The following is a 17100-nucleotide window of genomic DNA, read 5'->3' as shown; positions in this document are numbered from 1 at the left end:
CGGGCAATGAAACAAGGTAAACATTGGGTGACGCACTGCGTCGAAACCTGTGCGGATCATCTGATGGCCTGGCGCAAGGGACTGCTGGCGCTATTCGTTCTGGTGACGCTGGGCCTGGGCTACAGCGCCACCCACACGCAACTGGATCCGGGTTTCAACAAACAGATCCCGGTGCGTCATGACTACATGATCAATTTTCTCAAGTTCAGCCGCTACTTCACCGGCGCCAATCGTTTCCTGGTCAGCGTGCGCTGGAAAGGCGAAGGAGACATCTACAACGCCGAGTACCTGGAGACCCTGCGCAAGGTCACCGACGATGTGTTTTTCATCTCCGGGGTCAGCCGCCCCAGCGTGACGTCGCTGTTCACCGCCAACGTGCGCTACATCGAAATCACCGAGGAAGGTTTCTTCGGCGACGTGGTGGTGCCACCGCGCTTCAGCGGTACCGCCGAGGACCTGGCGCAGGTGCGCAGCAACACAGCGGCCTCCGGGCAGGTCGGCCGCCTGGTGGCCAATGACCTGAAGTCGGCCATGGTCCGCGCCGACCTGCAGGACATCGACCCCAAGACCGGCCAGCCGGTGTCCTATGTCGAGATCGCCAAGCGCCTGGAAGACATCCGCGCCAAATACAACAGCCCGGATATCGAGATCAACATCGTCGGTTTCGCCAAGCTGGTGGGGGATGTGGTCGAAGGATTGAACACGGTGATCGGCTTCTTTGTGGTGGCCTTCGTCATTACCGGGTTGCTGCTGTGGCTGTATTCGCGCTCCCTGCGCCTGACGGTGGTGGCGCTGCTGGTGGCGTTGCTGCCGGTAGTCTGGCTGCTGGGGCTGTTGCCCCTGTTGGGGTTGGGCATCGATCCGATGTCGATCCTGGTGCCGTTCCTGATCTTCTCCATCGGCGTGTCCCATGCGGTGCAGATGACCAACGCCTGGAAGCAGGACGTGCTGGCTGGCAGTACATCGAAGGACGCGGCGCGTTCGGCGTTCTGCAAGATCTTCATCCCCGGTTCCCTGGCCTTGCTGATGAACGCCCTGGGGTTCGCGGTGATCATGCTGATCGACATTCCCATCGTCCACGAACTGGGGGTGACGGCCTGCATCGGCGTGATGCTGATGATCATCACCAACAAACTGATGCTGCCGGTGATCATTTCCTACCTGCGCCTGGAGCCTGCGCTGTTGCGTCGGGCGCAATCGCGGCCGGCGGGCAGGCATCGCCTGTGGTGGCGCCTGTCGGCGCTGGCCGAACCGGGACCTGCCCTTGGGGTGTTTGTGGTCAGTCTGCTGCTGCTGGCGGCCGGGGCCTACAAGGCCCGCGACCTGGCGGTGGGCGATATCGGCGCGGGTGCGCCGGAGCTACGGGCCGATTCGCGTTATAACCAGGACAACGCCAGGATCATCAGCAGCTATTCCATAGGGCTGGATGTGATGTCGGTGTTCGTCCAGGTCAATGGCGTCGAAGAAGGTTGCCTGTCGCCTGCGGTGATGCGTGCGGTGGAAGCGTTCGATTTCCGCATGCGCACGGTCACCGGCGTGCAGTCGATCCAGAGCGTGGCGGACATGGGCAAGCGGGTGATCGCCGGCAACAACGAAGGCAACCCGCGCTGGGCGGCGATTCCGGGTTCGCCCCGGGGCCTGAGCCAGGGTGCGCGGGCCTATATGCCCGATGACGGGCTGGTCACCGACGGCTGCCAGCAGATGCAGATCCTGGTGTTCCTGGCCGATCACGAAGGCAGCACCGTCAGCCATGCGATCGCCGAAGCCAGGCGGATCATTGCCGAGGTCAGCTCGCCGCAAGTCGAATTCCTCCTGGCCGGCGGCAACGTCGGGGTGATGGCGGCCTCCAACGAGGCGGTCAAGCGCGCTGAAGTGATCATGCTCGGGGCGCTATTCGGATCGGTGGCATTGTTTTGCTGGCTGACCTTCTTGTCGATTCGCGCGGTGCTGTGCATTCTGGTGCCGCTGGCGATTGTCGCGATCCTGTGCAACGCCCTGATGACCTTGCTCGGGATCGGCCTGAAAGTCGCAACCCTGCCGGTGATGGCGCTGGGAGTGGGCGTGGGCGTCGACTACGGCATTTACCTGTACGAACGGATCCAGCACGAAATGCTGCGCGGCGCCAACCTGCGTGAGGCGTTCTACGAGGCCATGTGCCAACGCGGGACCGCCGCGGTGTTCACGGCCGTGACCATGTCGATCGGCGTCTGCACCTGGGCCTTCGCCCCGCTGAAGTTCCAGGCCGACATGGGTGTGCTGCTGTCGTTCATGTTCCTGGTCAACGTGTTGGGGGCGATTTTTCTCCTGCCGGCGTTGGCCGCCTGGTTCAATCGCGGGCGCCCACTGGTGTCCGAAAGGGTGCGTCAGCCTGCGCCGGCACAAGGGCAGTTCCGCCTGAAAAACAGCCCGGCAGCGCGTGATACCGCGAACGAGAAATAAACCTGCCGGACCTCTTGTGGAGTCCGCAGGCGCTGGTGAAAACTGGCAGGCAAGTAGCAGTCGAGAGGGGGGAACCCTGGGTTTCCCCGGCCGAAATTATAAAAATAACAAGGGAAGGGCGCAGTCCTTACCCGAGCGAGATAAGACTATGCAGAACGCTGACTTGACCCATGAAGCCCTGGCCAGTCTTGGCCTCGACCTCACGCGCTACAACCAGTTGGTGGGCGAAATCTACGAAGGCGCCCTCGATCCGAAACTGATGGCCACGGCCCTCAGGAGTTTTCTCAAGCTCTACGATGCCAACTTCGTCACCCTGATCCTGCGGGTGCCGGATCAACCCGATGTCGGTGTGATGATCATCGTCGGCGACATCGAAGGTGCCGGTGATGTCTGCTACATGACCTACCCGCAGACCAATTCGCCTTTCTCCAATCAGCCGCTGGACCATGTATTCACCGTGGACGACATCATGAGTTCCACGCAGTGGGAGCAGAACGGCTACTTCAAGACGTTCTGCGAGCCCCATGACGTGTACCACCTGATGTTGGCCGACATTTCCACCCCGGACGGGGGCAAGCTGCGCTTTCGCATCACCCGCCCCAAACGGGCTCCCAACTTCTCGGCGCATGACCGGGCGGTGTGCGCCAGTTTCCTGCCACACCTGCGGCGTGCCTCGCAGTTGCATAACCTGCTGGACCGCAGCGAATCGCTGAGCGAGTTGTACTCCCAGGCCATCAGCCGGCTATCGGTGGCGACCCTGGTGCTCGACGAGAGCGGCAGCGTGTTGCAGATCAATCCGGTGGCCCAGGAAATCCTGGCCCGCTCCGATGGCCTGAAGCTGGTGGGTGGGCGCCTGGAAGCCACCTATCCCAGCGACAACCGTGAACTGCAGCGCCTGATTCGCGGCGCGTTCTGCCCGGACGCGCCGAAAAGCGCCGAGGCCATGTCAGTAACGCGGCCTTCGGGGCTGGTCAACCTTGGTGTGGTAGTCGAATCGATCCCGTCCCTGGACTGGGCCGAGGAGAAGGGCCAGCCGGCGGCGCTGGTGTACATCCGCGATGCCTCGAGCAAGTCCCTGGCCAGCGAAGTGGTGACCAAGCAGCTGTTCAACCTGACCAAGGCCGAAACCGCCCTGGCCATGGAACTGGCCAACGGCTTGTCCCTGGAGGAAGCGGCCGAGGTCCTGAATATCCGCCGTAATACGGCGCGGGCGCACTTGCGCTCGATCTTCTCCAAGACCGGCGTGCGACGCCAGACCGAACTGGTGCGCATCATGCTCAACAGCGTGGTGGCCTTGGGCAAGCCGCAACTGGCGTTGAAAATGACCGAGAAAATCAAGGTGCCGCCCCTGCAACTGGCCGTGCCGATCTATCGCCAGGCCTGATCCTGCAAACCCGCCGCCGGGCCATCCTGCCCTGCGGCGTGGTTGTTGACGCCACTTGTTTTTAGTCCGCACGGACGATGCCGTCCCGTGATCGCCCTGTCGATACTGGGCGGACCCATCACGGAGAACCACCATGCCAATTACAGCCATCACCGGCAGTGCCTCGGGAATCGGCGCCGCCGTATCCGCCGCCCTGCGCGCCGCCGGCCACCAGATCATCGGGATCGATCGCAGCAACGCCGAAGTCATCGCCGACCTCTCCACTGCCGCAGGGCGTGACACTGCCATCGGGCAAGTGCTTGAACTCAGTGGCGGGGTCCTCGACGGGCTGGTCTGCTGCGCCGGGGTCGGTGTCACGGCGCCAAACTGCGGCCTGATCCTGGCGGTCAATTACTTCGGCGTCAGCCAGTTGCTCGACGGCCTGCAAGGGGCGTTGACCAAGGGCCAACAACCGGCGGCTTTGGTGATCGGTTCTGTCGCGGCGACCCATTCGGGCCCCGACGGCCAGCCGCAGATCGAAGCGATGATCGCCGGCGATGAGGCCCAGGCGCTGGCATTGGCCGACACCCTCGGCCAGCCTCACGTCGCTTATGCCGCCTCCAAATATGCCATCAGCCAGCATGTGCGCAGCCTGGCGGTGAGCTGGGGCAAGCAGGGCCTGCGTTTGAACGTGGTGGCGCCGGGTGCGGTAGCAACCCCATTGCACCAGGCCTCACTGGACGATGCCCGTTTTGGCCAGGCGACCCGCGATTTCGTCGCGCCCCTGGGCCGCGCTGGTCACCCTGACGAGATCGCCGCAGTGGTAGCCTTCCTGCAATCGCCGCAGGCATCGTTTGTCCATGGCAGCGTCGTGTTCGTCGACGGCGGCATGGACGCCATGGTCCGCGCCCCGCGCTTCTAAAAAGGAACTTGCATGAACAAGGTGGCATTCATCACCGGCGCCAGCCGTGGTATCGGTCGCGAGGCGGCGCTGGCGTTCGCCCGCGCCGGTTTCGACCTGGCGATCAGCGCCCGTACCCTCAATGAGGGCGAACACCATGAACATGCCCTGCGCGACGCCGCCGGGGCACCACTGGCCGGCAGCCTCAACGGCACGGCGCAGGCCCTGCGCGAGCTTGGTTGCCGAGTGCTCGTGGTACCGATGGACCTGCTCGACAGCGATTCGGCGCTGCACGCCTGTCAGGCGGTACTGGCCGAGTACGGGCGCATCGACGTGCTGATCAACAACGCGATCTACCAGGGCAGTGATCTCAATGCCGGATTCATGGACCTGCAGGCCCAGACCCTGGAACGGATGTTCCAGGGCTACATCCTCACGCCGTTCCTGTTGACCCGGGCAGTGGCTGAACACATGGTGACGCGCGGTGGCGGGGTGGTGATCAACGTCACGTCCGGCGCCGGCGAAAGCGACCCACCGGTGGCGGCGGGCAAGGGCGGATGGGGTTATGCCTACGGCGCGGGCAAGGCGGCGGTGTCGCGGTTGTCCGGGGTGCTGAGCACGGAACTGGGCGAGGCTGGCGTGCGCGCCTATACCCTCAACCCTGGCGTGGTCACCACCGAGGCGCTCAAGGCAACCATCGGCGACAAAGGCCTGATCGCCCTGCGTGCGGGCAGTGCGCCGCCCCATGTACCGGCGGCGGTGATGTTGTGGCTGGCCACTGCGGAACAGGCACCGGCGTTTCAACGGCGGACCATTGCGGCACAGCCGTTTGCGCTGGAGCACGGCATCGTCGCCGATTGGCGTTAAACCCTTTCCATCCCCCCCCTGTGGGAGCGAGCAGGCTCGCTCCCACAAGGGCTGTGCGGCGTTAAGCCTGCTGCCGTTGCCGGGCCAGGGTCATCGCGGTGTCTTCGATCATGTCTTCCTGGCCGCCGACCATGCCGCGGCGACCCATTTCAACGAGGATCTCCCGGGCCGACACGCCGTATTTCTTCTCGGCGCGCTTGGCGAACAGCAGGAACGAACCGTAGACCCCGGCGTAGCCCATGGTCAGGGCATCGCGGTCGCTGCGGATCGGGAAGTCCATGATCGGCACCACCAGGTCCTCGGCCACGTCCTGGATGCCGAACACGCTGACGCCGGTGTGGATGCCCATGCGGTCACACACCGCCACCAGCACTTCCATCGGTGTGTTGCCAGCGCCTGCACCGAGGCCCGCGCAGGCGGCGTCGATGCGGTTGGCCCCGGCGGCAATCGCGGCGATGGAGTTGGACACGCCCATCGACAGATTGTGGTGGCCATGGAAGCCGATCTCGGTTTCCGGCTTGAGGGCCGCGCGCATCGCCGTCACGCGGGCGCTGACGTCGTGGGGCAGCAGGTAGCCCGCCGAGTCGGTCAGGTAGATGCAGTTGGCGCCGTAGCTCTCCATCAGCAAGCCTTGCTTGACCAGGCCTTCGGGGCTGTTCATGTGGGCCATCATCAGGAAACCGACGGTGTCCATGCCCAGGTTGCGGGCGTGGGAAATGTGCTGCTCGCTGACGTCGGCCTCGGTGCAATGGGTGGCCACGCGAATGGTGTTGACCCCCAGCTCATGGGCCATCTTCAGATGATCGACAGTGCCGATGCCCGGCAGCAGCAGGGCCGAAACCTTGGCCTTTTTCATCAGCGGGATTACCGCCGACAGGTACTCCTCGTCGGTGTGGGCCGGGAAACCGTAGTTCACCGAGCTGCCGCCCAAACCGTCGCCGTGGGTGACTTCGATCAGCGGCACGCCGGCCGCGTCGAGGCCGCAGGCGATGTCTTTCATCTGTTGCAGGCTGATCTGGTGACGCTTGGGGTGCATGCCGTCGCGCAGGCACATGTCGTGAACGGTGATGCTTTTGCCGCGAAGATCCATGGTCGGCTCCTTATGCGTGGGCGGGTTGGGCGGTGGCTTGCAGCACCAGCTCGCCCTTGAGGATTTCCTCGGCGAACATTTCGGCGGTGCGCGCTGCGGCGGCGGTCATGATGTCGAGGTTGCCGGCGTACTTGGGCAGGTAGTCGCCCAGGCCTTCGACTTCCATGAAGATCGACACTCGGTTGCCGTCGAACACCGGACCGTTGACCAGCTTGTAGCCGGGCACGTAGCGCTGCACCTGCTCGATCATGGCTTCGATGGCGGCGGTGATCGCCGGCTGGTCGGGTTCGCTCTCGGTCAGGCAATGCACGGTGTCGCGCATGATCAGCGGCGGCTCGGCGGGGTTGATGATGATGATCGCCTTGCCCTTCTTCGCGCCGCCGACTTTCTCCACGGCGCTTGAGGTGGTGCGGGTGAATTCGTCGATGTTCTTGCGGGTGCCGGGGCCGACCGACTTGGACGCGGCGGTGGCGATGATTTCGGCGTACTCCACCGGCTGCACGCTGGACACCGCGGCCACCAGAGGAATGGTGGCCTGGCCGCCGCAGGTGACCATGTTCACGTTCATCACGCCCAGGCCCAGTTGCGCCTTGAGGTTGACCGGTGGCACGCAGTACGGTCCGATGGCCGCCGGCGTGAGGTCGATCATCAACACGCCCAGGGCATTGAGTTTGCGCGAGTTCTGCGCGTGCACGTAGGCCGAGGTGGCGTCGAAGGCGATCTGGATCTGGTCTTCGAGGACATGGGGCAGCAGGCCGTCGACGCCGTCGGCGGTGGTCTTCAAGCCCAGCTCACGCGCTCGCGCAAGGCCTTCGGAGGTGGCGTCGATGCCGACCATCCACACCGGCTCCAGCACCTCGCTGCGCATCAGTTTGTACAGCAGGTCGGTGCCGATATTGCCCGGCCCGATCAGCGCGCATTTGATCTTCTTGCTCATGTTTTTCTGGCTCCTGGAAAGGGAAGGGCGATCACGGGACAAAACGCAGGCTGGTTTCGCCCAGTCCGGTCATGGACAGGCTGATATGGTCGCCGGCGACCACGGGCACCAGCGGCGCCAGGGCACCGGACAGAATGATTTCGCCGCGGCGGAACGGGATGCCCAGCTCGCCCAGGGTATTGGCCAACCAGGCCACTGCCGCGCAGGGATGGCCCTGCACCGCCGAGCCCAGGCCCGAGCCAGCCGGTTGGCCGTTCTTGCTCATGTGCATGTGCACGGCAGCCAGGTCCAGCGAGCGTGGGTCGATGCGCTGGGTGCCGAGGGCGAACACGCCGCAGGAGGCGTTGTCGGCCACGGTGTCCTGGATGCGGATCTGCCAATCGTCAATCCGCGAGTCGACGATCTCGAAGCACGGCACGACCCATTGGCTGGCGGCCAGCACGTCTTCGGCGCTGATGCCCGGGCCTTGCAGGTCTTCGCCGAGGATGAAGGCGATTTCGCCTTCGGCCCGCGGCTGGATCAGGTTGTAGCGGGCCAGGCTGACATCGCAGCCATCTTCGACCTGCATGGCATTGGTGAGGAAGCCGAAGTCCGGTTGATGAACATCGAGCATTTCCTGCACGGCGCGGCTGGTCACCCCGATTTTCTTGCCAATCACCTGCTCGCCGAGGGCTTCGCGGCGTTGCAGGAAGTGCAGGGAAATCCGGTAGGCCTGCTCCAGGGTGATCTGCGGATAACGGCGGGTCAGGGGGGCCAGCGTCTGCCGGCTACGCAGGGCGTTGAACAGCTCGTCACCGAGCGCGTTGATCAAATGGGCGTCCATGGCGAGGGCTCCAGTGGGGTGGGAGAAAAAAAAGGCCCGCCCCGACATCATCAGGGGCGAGCCCAAAGGAGTGGGTCAGCCGGGCCAGACCGACGAGTCGGCGCCGCCATCGACATCGATGATCTTGCCGGTCACCCAGGCCGAAGCGGGGCTGGCCAGGTAGAGGGCGGCGGCGGCGATGTCTTGCGGGGTGCCCAGGCATTTGAGCGGGGTATTGGCTTGCATGGCCTCGCGCATGGCGGCGGGCATCACGCCGTTCAGCGCTTCGGTCAGGGTCGGGCCGGGGGCGACGGCGTTGACCCGGATCTGCGGCGCGAAATCCTGGGCCAGCAAGCGGGTCAAGTGGCTGAGGGCCGCCTTGGCCGTGCCGTAGGCGCTGAAATGACGCTGGGCATAACGCGCGGCCACCGAGCTGATATTGATGATGTTGCCACCACCGGCCTCGCGCATCAGCGGCACGCACAACTGGCAGAAGTCGTAGCTGGTGGTCACGTTGAAATTCAGCACTTGGGCGAACTGCTCAGGGGTCATGGCCAGCGGATCGTTGGGCCCGCCGCCGCCAACGTTGTTCACCAGATGGGTGAGGCGGCCCATGTGCTCGACGCTCTGGCGCACCAGTGCCTGGCGTTGCCCGGCATCGTTGACGTCACAGGCGACGGCCAGGGCGCGTCGGCCGAGGGCGCGAACCTCCTCGGCCACGGCCTCTACCTCGTCCAGCGAACGCGCCGAGCACACCACATCGGCGCCGGCTTCGGCATACGCCAGGGCAATCGCCCGACCGATACCCCGGCCGCTGCCGGTGACGATGGCGACGCTGCCGTGCATCTGGAAACGCTGCAAAATACTCATGGGCCCTTGCTCCGTGGGGTCGACTTTGGATGGGTTTACTATCGCTGCGGTGATCGGGTTGGGCATCGTCTCAACGGACTAGCGGGGGGGGGTGTACATATCCATTTCTGCGGTAACGGCCGCCTATGGTTTCGCCCTTACGGCGAGTCACTTGGAAAAGCCCCAAGTAACCAAGGGCTCTTGTCCCTGGCGTTCGGTGCCTCGCTGTGGCTCGGCATGCCCTCGCTCCGGTCCTGCTCCGTGGGCCCGCCGCGATGGGCCATCCTTGGCCCAGCGCGGCTAACCCGGCATCCATGCCGGGTTGCCCACTGCGCAGAACCTCCACTCGGCCTCTCGATGGGACAAGAAGATCAAGATCAAGATCAAGATCAAGATCAAGATCAAGATCAAAAGCAGAGCGAAAACCAGAGCAAGGCGGCCTGGCAGCCGACCTGATTAAGGGACCTGTCTACGATCCAATTGTGGGAGCTTGTTCACTTGAAATCAGGTCGGCTGTCAGGCCGCCTCGCTTTGTTTTTGATCGTGGCGCCCCGTTAAACCACGATGGCCCATCGCGGCGACCCACGGAGCAATGCCGGAGTGAGGGCATGCCGAGCCTAGGCGAGGCACCGAGTGGTGGGGCAAGAGCCTTTTGGTTACTTTTGGCTGGGCCGGCATTCCGGCTCTTTCAAAAGTGACCCGCTGTAAAAGCGGAACCATAGGTGGCCGTTACCGAAGAAACGGATATGTACCCGATAAACCTAACCCCCCCCCACCCCTAGTCCGCTTTGACGATGAAGGATTGCCCGCTCGATCCGATGATCCGTCTCAACTCGCGCAGTGGCGCAGTGAGATCGGGAGAATTGAGTGATGCACAGCATGCGAGAAAAGACCCAGGACGAACGTGATCTGCTTGAACGTGCACGCAGCCTGGTGCCGGCACTCAAGGCGCGCACGGCGCAGGCCGACAAGGATTTGAAGGTGCCGGTGGAGAGCGTCCTCGAGTTGCAGTCCGCCGGATTGCTGCGGGCCTTGCAGCCAAGGGCGTTCGGTGGTTATGAAGTGGACCCGCGAACCTTTTTCGAAATCCAGACCATCCTCGCCGAGGGTTGCATGTCCACGGCCTGGATCTACGGCGTGATGGGGGTTCACCCCTGGCAACTGGCGCGTTACCCGATCGAAGCGCAGCGCGAAGTCTGGGCCGATGACCACAGCGCACTGATCTGCTCGACCTACATGCCGGCGGCCAGGGTCACGGTGGTCGAGGGCGGTTACCGCATCAGCGGGCGCTGGGGTTTCTCCAGCGGCAGCGAGCACTGCCAATGGGTGTTCCTGGGGGGCATCCTGCCGCCCGATGGCGACATGCCCGCCGAGCACGGCACCTTCCTGCTGCCGCGCAGCGACTATCAGATCGAACACAACTGGGACGTAATGGGCCTGCGCGGCACCGGCAGTCATGACATCGTGGTCGAAGATGTATTCGTCCCGGCCCATCGCGTGCAACGCACCAACAACTGCACCCTCGAAGCGACGCCGGGGCGCCTGGTCAACAGCAACCCGATCTACGCGATCCCGTTCGCCCAGGTGTTCTCCCGTGCCGTCTCGACCTCGGCCCTCGGCGCCCTGCAGGGCGCGATCAACGAGTTCCGCGACAACGCCGCCAGGCACATCGGCAAGCACGGCGCCCGTACCGCTGAAGATCCGGTGGCGCAAACCGCCGTGGCCGAAGCGATGATCACCGTCGACAGCCTGCGCCTGGTGCTCGAGCGCAACTACGAGCACCTGATGAGCCTGGCCCGTGCCGGCGATTACCCGGACACCGAGACCCGCCTGCTGTATCGCTACCAGTCGGCCTATGTGACCAACATCTGCGCCGAACGGGCCAACGACCTGCTGCGCAGCATGGCCGCCTCGGGCCTGTACAACACCAACCCGGTGGCGCGGCTGTTTCGCGACCTGCACCAGGCCCGCGGGCACATCGCCAACAACTACATGGCCTATGGGCGCAGTTACGGCGCGGTGCTGCTCGGCCTGCCCAACCCGGACCCTTACGTCTGAGGCCATGGCGAGCGATTCGATACCCCTGGGTTTACACCTGTCCGTGATCAACGGCCAGGTGGTCATGAGTAGCTGACCTATGAACAATTATCTTGCCCTGCGCGTGGCACGCGTGATCGAGGAAACCGCCGATGCGCGTTCCCTGGTCTTCGACGTGCCGGAGCATCTGGGCGAACGTTTTCGCTATCAACCGGGCCAGTTCCTGACCTTGCGCGTGCCCTTCGAGGGCGGCTGGTTGCCCCGTTGTTATTCCTTGTCCAGCACGCCGTTGTTGGATGAGCCGCTGCGGGTAACGGTCAAGCGCGTGCACGAGGGCCGCGCCTCGAACTGGCTGTGCGGCGAGTTGCAGGCCGGCCAGACCCTGGAGGTGCTGCCACCGGCCGGGGTGTTCGTGCCGCGCAGCCTTGACGGCGACTTGCTGTTGTTCGGCGGCGGCAGCGGCGTGACCCCCGTGCTGTCGATCCTGCGTTCGGCGTTGCTCGCCGGAACCGGCCGGGTCCTGCTGATCTATGCCAACCGCGATGAGTCCTCGGTGATTTTCAAGGATGAGCTCAAGGCCTTGGCCAGCGCTCATCCGCAACGACTGCAAATCGTCCACTGGCTCGATTCGGTGCAGGGCATCCCGGGCGTCGGGCAACTGGCGGAGCTGGCGCGGCCGTTCATCGATGCCCAGGCATTCATTTGTGGCCCGGGCCCGTTCATGGATGCGGCAGTCAGTGCGCTCAAGGGCCTGGGCATGCCGGACCGGCGGGTGCATGTCGAGCGCTTCGTCTCCCTGCCCGGTGAGGGCGAACTGGCGCTGGTGAGCAGCAGTGAGGCGGCCGTGGCCGCGCAGTTGGCGGTGCGCCTCGATGGCGAGGATCACCAGCTGGCCTGCGACAGTGGCGAGACCGTGCTGGCCGCCATGGAGCGTGCCGGCCTCAACCCACCCAGTGCCTGCCGCGTCGGTGGCTGCGCCTCGTGCATGTGCACCCTCGAAAGCGGCGAGGTCGAGTTGCTGCACAACGATGCACTGGACGCGGGCGACCTGGCCGAAGGCTGGATCCTGGCCTGCCAGGCAGTGCCCACCAGCGCGCAACTGCGTATCCGCTTCCCCGATTGATGAGCCCGAGCCCACGATGAATCAGAGCCTGAACCTTGCCGCGCCGCTGAGCGCCGCCCCTGTTACCCTTGCCCAATTGGTCTTCAGCAGTGCCGAACGTTTTGCCGGGCGCACCGCCATCGAGGACAACGGCCAGTGCATCGACTACGCCGAGCTGCCCGAGCGCGTCATGGGCTTTGCCCGGGGCTTGATGGCGCTGGGTATCCAGGCCGGCGACCGGGTCGGTATCTGGGCGCCGAACAGCGGTGACTGGATCCTCGCGGCGCTGGGCATTCAGTGCGCCGGCGCAGTACTGGTGCCGATCAACACGCGCATGAAGGGTCTTGAGGCCGCCGATGTGCTTGAGCGCAGCGGCTGCCGAGTGTTGTTTGTCCAGCAGCGTTTTCTCGACGTCGACTACCCGGCGCTGCTCGCGCCCCATCGGCCGGCCAGCCTCGAACACTTGGTGATGCTCGAGGGCGACACCCCCGGGTTGCCGTCGGACCTGACCCTTGCCCAGTTCCTGCTCGGCGCGGCGACCATTGATGCCGACAGTGCCAGGCGCCGGGCCATGGCGATCGGCCCCGAAGCCATGTGCGACCTGTTGTTCACCTCCGGCACCACCGGCAAGCCCAAGGGCGTGATGAGCGGCCATGGCCAGAACCTGCGGGCCTTCACCGAATACGTCAAGGTTATCGGCCTGCTGCCGCAAGACCGCTACCTGATCGTCAACCCGTTCTTCCATGCCTTTGGCTACAAGGCCGGCTGGCTAACCTGCCTGATCGGTGGCGCGACCATCCTGCCCCATGCGGTGTTCGACGCCGAACACGTATTCCAGCGCATCGCCCGTGAGCGCATCAGCGTCTTGCCCGGTGCACCGACCCTATACCTCTCGCTGCTGGCCCATCCGCAGCTCAAGCAGACCGACCTGTCGAGCCTGCGCATCGCGGTGACCGGTTCGGCGAGCATCCCGCCGAGCCTGATCGAGCGCATGCGCGACGAGCTGGGTTTCGCCGTGGTAACCACCGCCTACGGCCTGACCGAATGCGGCGGGCTGGCGACGATCTGCGATCCACAAGACTCGGCAACAGTGATCGCCGGCACCAGCGGACGGCCGATCGCCGGCACCGAAGTGAGCATCCGCGATCCGCACAACCAGGCGCTGGAGGCCGGGCAGACCGGCGAGATCTGCCTGCGCGGTTTTCACATCATGCAGGGCTATTTCCAGAACCCCGAAGCGACCCGCGAAGCCATCGACGCCCAAGGCTGGCTGCACACCGGCGATGTCGGGCGCCTGGACGAGGCGGGCAACCTGATCATTACCGACCGCCTGAAGGACATGTACATCGTCGGCGGTTTCAACTGCTACCCGGCGGAAATCGAAGCGGCGCTGATCAGGCACCCGGCCATTGCCCAGGTGGCGGTGATCGGTATCGCCGATGAGCGCATGGGCGAAGTCGGCTGTGCCTGTGTGGTGCTGCGTGAAGGGCGCGAACTTGACGAAGCGCAACTGATCGCCTGGAGCCGTGAGCAGATGGCCAATTACAAGGTGCCGCGCCGGGTGCATTTCTTCAACGCCTTGCCACTCAACCCATCGAGCAAAGTAGCGAAGAACGAACTGCGCGCGATGCTGGCCAACAGCGTTCCGGCGTGAGGCGCGGCGGTGTCGAAACACGAAAAAAACAACAACAAAAGGAGAGGAGCATGTTCACGGGAATCACTGTCGCGCGCCATTCACGGAACCTGAGCGGTGGCCGCTGCCTGTTGGCAACGGCCATCACCATTGCCAGTGCCACGGCCAGCGCCGCACCGAGCATCCAGCTGGGGGAAAACACCACCCTGGATTCGTCGCTGACGGTCAACTACACCGCCTCCATGCGCACCGCCAAGCAGGCCAGTCAATACCTCAACGATCCGAACAACGACGACGGCACGCGCGCCTTCAAGCGCGGTTCGTTGATCAACAACCGCCTGAGCCTGTTCGGCGAGTTGCAACTTCGGCACGACAACCTCGGCGCGGTGCTGCGCGGCAGCCAGTTCTACGATGACGTCTACAACCAGAAAAACGCCAACGACTCGCCGCAGACGGTGAACAAGACCGGCCACAACGACGGCTTCAGCGACGAAACCCGTCGCCTGAGCGGCAGCGCGGCGCGCCTGCTCGATGCCTATGTGTATGGCAACTTCGAGCTCGGCGAGACCCAGTACCTGTCACTCAAGGCCGGGCGGCACCTGGTGGCGTGGGGCGAGAGCCTGTTCTGGGCCAACATCAGTCAGGGCCAGGCCCCGGTGGATGCGACCAAGTTCAACGTGCCGGGTACCGAAGCCAAGGACTCCTACCTGCCGGTGGGGCAGGTGTCCGGGTCGTGGTCGCTCAATGAAGACCTGGCGCTGGTGGGCTACTACCAGTACGAGTGGGAAAAGACCCAGCTCAACCCGGTGGGCGATTATTTCGGCAGCGATACCTTCGGTCCCGGTGCCGAGTTTTTCCGTCTGGGCGCCGGGCAGGTCGACCGTCTGCCCAACGGCCTGGCGGTTGGTTACGCCGGTGAGAAAGACGCCAGCGACAGCGGCCAATGGGGCCTGGGTGTGCGCTACCGGATCACCGAGAACACCGAAGTGGGGCTGTTCCATTACCGCTACAACGAACGCATCGGCTCGCTGTTCTTCGACTTCACCGGCACCACCCAATACTCCTCGCTCAAGGGTATCGGGCATGACGGCACCGCGCCGTCCTATCGCCTGGGCTACTTCGAAGACGTCAAGCTGACGGGTGTCAGCTTCAGCTCCAAGGTCGGTGATTCGGTGCAGTACGCCGGTGACCTGAGCTACCGCGATGGCGCCTCGGTCTACCTCAACAACGGCGCACCGACCACCGGGCAGATCTGGCAAGGCAACCTCAACGCCAGCTACATCCTCGGCCCAAGCCTGCTCGCGCAACAGACCACCTTCATGGGCGAAGTGGTGCATCAACACATCGACGGGGTGGACAGCCTGACGATCACCGGCGGCGGCGCTGGCGTGGATGGCACTTTCGACCAGTTCGAATCGAAGACCCAGACCCGAGGCTCGACCCTGCTGGGCATTGGCGCCTACATGGATTACCCGTCCATCGCCACGGGCCTGGACCTGAGCACCAAGGTGGTCTGGACGCAGAACGTCGACGGCAGCGCCTATCAGGGCCTGGGTCGAGACGAAAAACGCCTGACCGTTGGCGGCGACTTCAAGTACCTGGGCAACTTCCAGGTCGGCATGACCTATGTCGCCTACCTGAGCTCCCCGGATGTCGCCCAGGGCCGGTTGCTGGCTGACCGCGATTACCTGTCATTCAACGCCAAATACACCTTTTGAAGATCATGGCTGCGTCGCGATCCAGCGCCGCAGTCGTTTGTTTTTAGCCTGATAAAAATAAAGAGAGGCCTGTCATGAATCCTCGTCCGACCCCATCACCGTTCAGCCCGATCGCGATTGGCCCGTTGACCCTGAAAAACCGATTTATCAAGGCGGCCACCAACGAGGGCATGAGTGCCCAGGGCGTGCCTTCCAAGCAACTGGTCAAGCTGCACTCGGCCCTGGTCGCCGGCGGCACCGCCCTGACCACCGTGGCCTATTGCGCGGTGAGCAGCGATGGACGCACCTTGCCCAACCAACTGACCCTCAGCCAATCCAGCCTGCCGCACTTCAAGGCCCTGACCGACGGCGTGCACCAGGCCGGCGGCCTGGCCAGCGCGCAGATTACCCACGGCGGCTGCTTCACCTTCATCCGCGAGCGCTCGACCAAGCGTCCGCTGTCCGCCAGCGGCGGCTTCAACAAGATCGGCCTGATGAGCGGCATGTTCCTCAAGCAGGCGATGAACGAGGCCGACATGCAACAAGTGGTGCGCGAATTCGCCCAAGGCGCGCGCCTGGCCCGCCAGGCGGGATTCGACGCGGTGGAAATCCACATGGGCCACGGCTACCTGCTCAGCCAGTTCATTTCGCCGATGTACAACAAGCGCCGCGACCAATACGGCGGCAGCCTGGAAAACCGCCTGCGCTTTCCGCGCCGGGTGCTGCGGGCGGTGCTGGATGCGGTCGGCCAGGAGATGGCGGTCATCTGCAAATACAGCGTGACCGAAGGCGTGCGCGCCGGTAACAGCGCCGAAGACGGGGCACGGATCGCGCGCATGCTCGAAGAGGAGGGTGCGCATTTGCTGGTGCTCAGCGCCGGTATGAACGCTGAGTCGATCACTACCATGTTCGGCTCTTCCTTCCCCAAGGAAAACCGCGTGCAGCAGAAGAACAAGATCATCGCCCTGGCCATGGCCATCCAGCGTCGCAAGGAGCCGACCGTGGAATTCCGCGAGCTGTATCTGCTGGAACATGCGCGCAAGGTGCGTGCGGCGGTGAAAATGCCGTTGGCGTATCTGGGCGGTGCCAAGAGCCTGGCAAGCATCGAAAAGATCATGGCCGAGGGCTTTGACCTGGTCGCCATGGGGCGGGTGTTGTTGGCCGAAAATGATTACGTCAACAAACTCGCCAGCGGCGCCAGCCGCGACTCGATCTGCACCGCGTGCAACCGCTGCGTGGCCATGATGTACACGCCCGGCGGCACTTCCTGCGTACTGGGTAAGCCCGGCGATGCCGTGTTGAACAGCCAGAAGGCGGCGGGCTGACAGATACACCAGCGCTTGGTTCGCCTGCAGGAGCAAACTTGCTGGCGATGCGATGGTG

At 64.2% G+C, this 17100-nt stretch carries 13 protein-coding genes; 9 read left to right on the top strand and 4 right to left on the bottom strand.

From position 1 onward, the window contains the following. Nucleotides 1-6 precede the first annotated feature (6 nt). The 4 genes from BKX96_RS27415 to BKX96_RS27400 all read left to right on the top strand — a co-directional run bounded on the left by BKX96_RS27415 (nt 7) and on the right by BKX96_RS27400 (nt 5570). Nucleotides 7-2439: an efflux RND transporter permease subunit gene (locus tag BKX96_RS27415; RefSeq protein WP_077185970.1), complete on the top strand. Its 2433-nt coding sequence runs from the start codon at nt 7-9 to the stop codon at nt 2437-2439. 148 nt (nt 2440-2587) lie between these two features. Continuing rightward, the gene (locus tag BKX96_RS27410) at nt 2588-3823 is read left to right on the top strand and encodes a helix-turn-helix transcriptional regulator (protein WP_046817064.1); all 1236 of its coding nucleotides are present in this window, start codon (nt 2588-2590) and stop codon (nt 3821-3823) included. A gap of 133 nt (nt 3824-3956) precedes the next feature. Next, nucleotides 3957-4724, top strand: a complete 768-nt coding sequence (locus tag BKX96_RS27405) for an SDR family oxidoreductase (RefSeq protein ID WP_077185969.1) — start codon at nt 3957-3959, stop codon at nt 4722-4724. Between the two features lie 12 nt (nt 4725-4736). After that, entirely contained in the window at nt 4737-5570 is an 834-nt protein-coding gene (locus tag BKX96_RS27400) for an SDR family NAD(P)-dependent oxidoreductase (RefSeq protein ID WP_046817066.1), read from the top strand. A 61-nt stretch (nt 5571-5631) separates the two neighbouring features. Here the strand turns inward: BKX96_RS27400 and dmpG are convergent, their stop codons facing one another. The 4 genes from dmpG to BKX96_RS27380 form a co-directional block, all read right to left on the bottom strand. After that, entirely contained in the window at nt 5632-6660 is a 1029-nt protein-coding gene (dmpG, locus tag BKX96_RS27395) for a 4-hydroxy-2-oxovalerate aldolase (protein ID WP_077185968.1), read from the bottom strand. A gap of 10 nt (nt 6661-6670) precedes the next feature. Next, complete coding sequence (locus tag BKX96_RS27390) at nt 6671-7597, bottom strand: acetaldehyde dehydrogenase (acetylating) (protein ID WP_077185967.1); 927 nt, start codon at nt 7595-7597, stop codon at nt 6671-6673. A 31-nt stretch (nt 7598-7628) separates the two neighbouring features. Further along, complete coding sequence (locus BKX96_RS27385; protein WP_077185966.1) at nt 7629-8420, bottom strand: fumarylacetoacetate hydrolase family protein; 792 nt, start codon at nt 8418-8420, stop codon at nt 7629-7631. Nucleotides 8421-8495: 75 nt separating this feature from the next. After that, nucleotides 8496-9269, bottom strand: coding sequence for a glucose 1-dehydrogenase (locus BKX96_RS27380; protein ID WP_046817070.1), 774 nt, complete (start codon nt 9267-9269; stop codon nt 8496-8498). 849 nt (nt 9270-10118) lie between these two features. On the opposite strand from BKX96_RS27380, the gene BKX96_RS27370 reads away from it, so the two are divergent. The 5 genes from BKX96_RS27370 to BKX96_RS27350 all read left to right on the top strand — a co-directional run bounded on the left by BKX96_RS27370 (nt 10119) and on the right by BKX96_RS27350 (nt 17042). Then, complete coding sequence (locus BKX96_RS27370) at nt 10119-11306, top strand: acyl-CoA dehydrogenase family protein (protein WP_046817071.1); 1188 nt, start codon at nt 10119-10121, stop codon at nt 11304-11306. A 79-nt stretch (nt 11307-11385) separates the two neighbouring features. Beyond that, a complete protein-coding gene (locus tag BKX96_RS27365) occupies nt 11386-12408 on the top strand; it encodes a ferredoxin--NADP reductase (RefSeq protein ID WP_077185965.1) in 1023 nt (340 codons plus the stop codon). Nucleotides 12409-12424: 16 nt separating this feature from the next. Then, the gene (locus BKX96_RS27360) at nt 12425-14041 is read left to right on the top strand and encodes a FadD3 family acyl-CoA ligase (RefSeq protein ID WP_077185964.1); all 1617 of its coding nucleotides are present in this window, start codon (nt 12425-12427) and stop codon (nt 14039-14041) included. 50 nt (nt 14042-14091) lie between these two features. Beyond that, nucleotides 14092-15738, top strand: a complete 1647-nt coding sequence (locus BKX96_RS27355; RefSeq protein ID WP_178134461.1) for a DUF1302 domain-containing protein — start codon at nt 14092-14094, stop codon at nt 15736-15738. A 74-nt stretch (nt 15739-15812) separates the two neighbouring features. Then, nucleotides 15813-17042: an NADH:flavin oxidoreductase gene (locus BKX96_RS27350; RefSeq protein ID WP_077185963.1), complete on the top strand. Its 1230-nt coding sequence runs from the start codon at nt 15813-15815 to the stop codon at nt 17040-17042. The last annotated feature ends 58 nt before the right edge of the window (nt 17043-17100 follow it).

This window comes from Pseudomonas putida (assembly GCF_001976065.1).
GTDB lineage: Bacteria > Pseudomonadota > Gammaproteobacteria > Pseudomonadales > Pseudomonadaceae > Aquipseudomonas > Aquipseudomonas serbica.
This window is presented reverse-complemented; position numbering and strand designations above follow the sequence as displayed.

Coding starts and splice junctions, on each gene's coding strand:
- BKX96_RS27415 (WP_077185970.1), top strand. CDS start 7: ATGAAACAAGGTAAACATTGGGTGACGCACTGCGTCGAAACCTGTGCG.
- BKX96_RS27410 (WP_046817064.1), top strand. CDS start 2,588: ATGCAGAACGCTGACTTGACCCATGAAGCCCTGGCCAGTCTTGGCCTC.
- BKX96_RS27405 (WP_077185969.1), top strand. CDS start 3,957: ATGCCAATTACAGCCATCACCGGCAGTGCCTCGGGAATCGGCGCCGCC.
- BKX96_RS27400 (WP_046817066.1), top strand. CDS start 4,737: ATGAACAAGGTGGCATTCATCACCGGCGCCAGCCGTGGTATCGGTCGC.
- dmpG (WP_077185968.1), bottom strand. CDS start 6,660: ATGGATCTTCGCGGCAAAAGCATCACCGTTCACGACATGTGCCTGCGC.
- BKX96_RS27390 (WP_077185967.1), bottom strand. CDS start 7,597: ATGAGCAAGAAGATCAAATGCGCGCTGATCGGGCCGGGCAATATCGGC.
- BKX96_RS27385 (WP_077185966.1), bottom strand. CDS start 8,420: ATGGACGCCCATTTGATCAACGCGCTCGGTGACGAGCTGTTCAACGCC.
- BKX96_RS27380 (WP_046817070.1), bottom strand. CDS start 9,269: ATGAGTATTTTGCAGCGTTTCCAGATGCACGGCAGCGTCGCCATCGTC.
- BKX96_RS27370 (WP_046817071.1), top strand. CDS start 10,119: ATGCACAGCATGCGAGAAAAGACCCAGGACGAACGTGATCTGCTTGAA.
- BKX96_RS27365 (WP_077185965.1), top strand. CDS start 11,386: ATGAACAATTATCTTGCCCTGCGCGTGGCACGCGTGATCGAGGAAACC.
- BKX96_RS27360 (WP_077185964.1), top strand. CDS start 12,425: ATGAATCAGAGCCTGAACCTTGCCGCGCCGCTGAGCGCCGCCCCTGTT.
- BKX96_RS27355 (WP_178134461.1), top strand. CDS start 14,092: ATGTTCACGGGAATCACTGTCGCGCGCCATTCACGGAACCTGAGCGGT.
- BKX96_RS27350 (WP_077185963.1), top strand. CDS start 15,813: ATGAATCCTCGTCCGACCCCATCACCGTTCAGCCCGATCGCGATTGGC.